The 4,294-nt window shown below is 72.1% G+C and carries 3 protein-coding genes; 2 read left to right on the plus strand and 1 reads right to left on the minus strand.

All coding sequences use genetic code 11. From position 1 onward, the window contains the following. Positions 1–72: 72 nt before the first annotated feature. Positions 73–834, minus strand: coding sequence for a response regulator transcription factor (locus ABT160_RS34205; protein WP_502984353.1), 762 nt, complete (start codon positions 832–834; stop codon positions 73–75). Between the two features lie 263 nt (positions 835–1,097). On the opposite strand from ABT160_RS34205, the gene ABT160_RS34210 reads away from it, so the two are divergent. Together ABT160_RS34210 and ABT160_RS34215 are read left to right on the plus strand one after the other, a co-directional pair. After that, the gene (locus tag ABT160_RS34210; RefSeq protein ID WP_351651855.1) at positions 1,098–1,883 is read left to right on the plus strand and encodes a ScbR family autoregulator-binding transcription factor; all 786 of its coding nucleotides are present in this window, start codon (positions 1,098–1,100) and stop codon (positions 1,881–1,883) included. Positions 1,884–2,972: 1,089 nt separating this feature from the next. After that, entirely contained in the window at positions 2,973–4,217 is a 1,245-nt protein-coding gene (locus ABT160_RS34215; protein ID WP_351651856.1) for a cytochrome P450 family protein, read from the plus strand. Positions 4,218–4,294 lie beyond the last annotated feature (77 nt).

A 4,294-nucleotide genomic window follows, 5' to 3' on the forward strand; every position in this document is an offset into this window, starting at 1 on the left:
GGGAAGGCCCCGTCCTCTGCCGAGGACGGGGCCTTCCCTACGTGCCTGCCCGTGAAGCGGGGTGACGGGCAGTCAGCCCAGGCCGATCTGGAAGCCGACGCTGCGGACGGTCAGGATCCAGTCGCTGGAGCCGAGCTTGCTGCGCAGGTTGCACACGTGGGTGTCCACGGTCCGCCGGGACCATGAGCCGCCCCAGACGTCCTGCATGATGCGCGTACGGGAGATCACGTCACCCGGGTTGCTGGCCAGCAGGTAGAGCAGGTCGAACTCCTTGCTGGTCACCTCCACCCGGCGCCCGGACACGGCCACTTCGCGCGACTCGCGGTCCACCCGCAGCTCGCCGTGGCTGACCACGTGCCCCTCCTGGCGGGGGACCCTCGGCCGGGTGCGGCGCATCACGGCGTCCATGCGGGCCATCAACTCCCGGAAGCCGTACGGCTTGACCATGTAGTCGTCGGCGCCGGCCTGCAGGCCGAGCACCCGGTCCAGCTCCGAGCCGCGCGCGGTCAGCGCGATCACCGGGGTGTCGTCGAACTGCCGGATCGCCCGGCACACCTCGATGCCGTCCAGGTCGGGCAGTTCCAGGTCGAGCAGAACCAGGTCCGCCTCCCCGTACGCGCGCAGTGCCTCCATGCCGGTGTCCGCGCTGGTCACGGTGTGCCCGTGCCGCTGGAGTCCGCGGACCAGGAGTTCGGTGTCGGCCGGGTCGCCCTGGACGACCAGTACGTTCCAGCCCCGGGGTTCCGCGCCCGTGCGCATCGCGCCACTTCCTCGTCCCGTGAGGCGCGTCCGTGTGTCCACGGTGCGCGCCAGCAGGCTGGTCGGGTCAGCCATAGCCCCTACCCCTCGGATCATCGACTCCGACTCAACGACTCCTTGAGTTTAATACCATCGAGGATGTTTCTGTCAAAGGATTCGACAGGGGTGAGATGCCTGAACTCGCCCCATTTCAGAGCGTTATGAGGCGACCGGAACGGCTCGTACCGGTCACGGCGCGCTCACATCCGCGTACCCGCGCGCCCGCAACAGCGGGACTTAACGGGCCATTTGGTCAACCGGCTGGTGAAAAAAGATTCTTCTCGGTACCTATTAGCTCCATGTCGTCGTCTCACCCGCCGCAGCCGACCCCGTCCCCGGGGCACCCGACCGCGCCCGCGCCCGCCCTCGTCTGCCGGACCCGCAAGCAGGAGCGCTCGATCCGCACCCGCAGGGCCCTGATCCGCTCGGCCGCCGAGCGGTTCGAGCGCCACGGGTACGAACGGACGAAGCTGAGCGAGGTGAGCGAGGGTGCCGGGGTCACCACCGGCGCCCTGCACTTCCACTTCCGCAACAAGGCCGACCTGGCCGAGGCCGTGGAGCACGCGGCCGTGCGCAACCTCTACCGGGCCGCCCGGCAGGCCCAGCGCGGCCAGACCGACGCGCTGCGCGAACTCACGGACCTGTCCTACGCGTTGGCCGAGCTGCTGCACCACGACGTGGTCTCGCGGGCCGGCTTCCGGCTCAACTACGACGCGCCGGGCCGCACCCGGCTGAGCATCCACCAGGAGTGGCAGGGCTGCGTCCAGCGGCTGCTGGCCCAGGCCGCCGAGGAGGGGGCCGCGCCGGCCGGTCCGCTGACCCTGTGCGAGCTCACCGACACCGTGGTCGGGGCCACCACCGGCTTCGCGCTGCTGGCCCGCGACAACCGGGCCTGGCTCTCCCCCGAGGTCCTCACGGGCTTCTGGCGGGCCGTCCTGCCCGGCCGCGTCCCGGCGCCGGACGCCGACGGGGGGTCCGAGGGCGGGCCGGAAGAGGCCGAAGCGGCCAATGGGCCCGCAGATGCGGGGAGTCGGGCCGTCCCCGGCCGCAGGCGTGAAGAACCTCTCGTCCCGGATCAGTGTTGAACTCGCAGCAGACCCGTCAGTATCTTATGTGTGTGGAGATTTCGCGGAGACGTGCTCCGTGAGCGTTCCAGAGAAACGGGGGACCGGTGCACCGGACGTTTTTCCAGCATGAAGACGCCACGCGCGAAGAAGCGGTCCCGACTCCCGCTCACCCCTCCTCAGGAGAAGGGGTGAGCGGCGTGTCGTGAACCGCAGTGCGCACCCAGGTGCGTTCCCCGCCAGGAGCGCCCCACGGTGCGTGCCGTAATCCGGTGCGGTCAACATCGGAATGCGGCCGACACCGCCTTGGCCGAGGAGCCAACTCGGCCTGGCGAAGGCTGCCTTGGGAAAAACCGCGGCAGCGAGAATCAGGTTCTGCCAGAACCCGGAGTCCCTTGGGGGCTTCGTCATGCCACCCCGCAGGAGACGCTTCAATCATGGTGCACGACGCGGTCTTTTGCCAGCCGCCCCCCGACCCCGCAGGAACAACGGCCGAATGCTTTCGGCTCGTTTCGCGCTCCCCGTGGACGAAAACGGGCCCGCGAACCGGTCGGCCGGTATTCGTCCCGTTCCCGGACCACTCCCTTTCCCCGGTGCGGCGCCCTGCCATTGCGGCCGGAATTCCCCGGTGCGCCGACCGGAAACAGCGCGACGGATTCCACCGGGACACCCGTTCGAAGAAGTGTCCGGGGCACACCCGGAACCAGCGCACTTCCCCGTCCGTGCGGAGCTGACGAAGGCTCCTCCAGGGCCCCGGCAGCGTCACGCCCGGCCCCCTGACACCTCCTGACGCACCCGTGCCCGGGCCGCCGCGACGGCCCGGGCCCCCACGGCAGCGCTCCGGCTCCCGGGCGCGCCGTTCCCGCCGCGCCCCGAGGGAAGCGGCCCCACCGCACGCAGCACACCCGTGCCCCCAGGGATGGCCGGGATCAGCCGTAGGCCACCAGGACCGACCAGGACCGCGCAACTCCGCGCACCCACGCGCACGCCCGCCCGGTCCGGGTCCCGGGCCCCGCCCTGCCCTCCCTCCTGTCCCGCACTTTCCGCGCCCGCCACGCGGCCCCGCCCGTGGCCGGTGCGCGCGACCCGAACCGAGAGGGTTCCGACACCATGAGCACCCGCACCACGGCGACCGCCGCCTGCCCGGTCCACCTCGACGCCTCCGGCGCCGACCCGCACGCCGAGATCGCCCGCATCCGCGCGCAGGGGCCGGTGGCCCGGGTGGTGCTGCCCGGCGGCGTCCTGGCCTGGTCCGTCACCAGCCTGGACCTCCTCAAGCGGCTGATGACCGACCCGAGGGTCTCCAAGGACGCCGAACAGCACTGGCCCGCCTGGATCCGCGGCGAGATACCCGCCAACTGGCCGATCGCCCTCTGGGTCGCCGTGCGCAGCATGATCACCGCCTACGGCGACGACCACGTCCGGCTGCGCAAGCTGGTCGCCCGGGCCTTCACCGCCCGCAACATCGGCACGCTCCGGCCGCGCGTCGAGGAGATCACCGCGGCCCTCCTCGACGCCCTCGACGAGACCCCCGCGGGCGCCGAGGTCGACCTGCGCGCCCGGTTCGCCGTACCGCTGCCCGTCCAGGTGGTCTGCGAACTCCTCGGCATACCCGAGGAGATGCGCGGCCCGCTCCAGGAGACGATCGGCCTGACCTTCCTCACCTCGGTCGCGCCCACCGCGATCGAGGAGAACATCCGCGAGCTGTACGGGGCCCTCGGCGCGCTCGTCGAGGCCAAGCGGGAGACGCCCGGCCAGGACCTGATCACCCACCTGGTCGGCGTGCGCGACGAGCAGGACGGCACCGGCCTGAGCCAGCAGGAGCTCCTGGACACCCTGCTCCTCATCATCTCGGCCGGCTACGAGACCACGGTCAACCTCCTCGACCACGCCGTGCACCGGCTGCTCAGCGACCCCGCCCAGCTGGAGCTCGTCCGCTCGGGCCGCGCGACCTGGGAGGACGTGGTCGAGGAGACCCTGCGCTGCGAGCCCTCCGGCTTCCACGTCCCGCTGCGGTACGCGGTCGAGGACATCGAGATCGGCGGCGTGCGCATCGCCCGGGGCGACCCGATCCTGGTGTCCGTGGCCGGGGCGGGACGCGACCCCGAGGTGCACGGGCCGGACGCCGCCGCGTTCGACGTGACCCGCCCCACCCGCCGCGAGCACATCACCTTCGGCCACGGCGTGCACCACTGCATCGGCGCGCCGCTGGCCCGGCTGGAGGCGGTGGTGGCCCTGAAGGCGCTGTTCGCCCGCTTCCCCGACCTGCGCCTGGCCCGCCCCGGCGAGCGGCTGCCGCTGCTGCCGAGCTTCATCACCAACGGCCACCGCGAACTCCCGGTCCGCCTGCGCTGATCGCCGCCTGACAGCCCAGTGGCGCCGCACCGGGGGAGGTGGGGGGCCACGGGGGGCGGGGGCCGGGGGCGGGGCCC

It is taken from the genome of Streptomyces sp. NPDC001941 (genome assembly GCF_040296945.1).
Lineage (GTDB): Bacteria > Actinomycetota > Actinomycetes > Streptomycetales > Streptomycetaceae > Streptomyces.

What these genes read in the sequence shown, in the direction of transcription:
- ABT160_RS34205 (WP_502984353.1), bottom strand. Translation starts at nt 834, where the DNA reads ATGGCTGACCCGACCAGCCTGCTGGCGCGCACCGTGGACACACGGACG.
- ABT160_RS34215 (WP_351651856.1), top strand. Translation starts at nt 2,973, where the DNA reads ATGAGCACCCGCACCACGGCGACCGCCGCCTGCCCGGTCCACCTCGAC.
- ABT160_RS34210 (WP_351651855.1), top strand. Translation starts at nt 1,098, where the DNA reads ATGTCGTCGTCTCACCCGCCGCAGCCGACCCCGTCCCCGGGGCACCCG.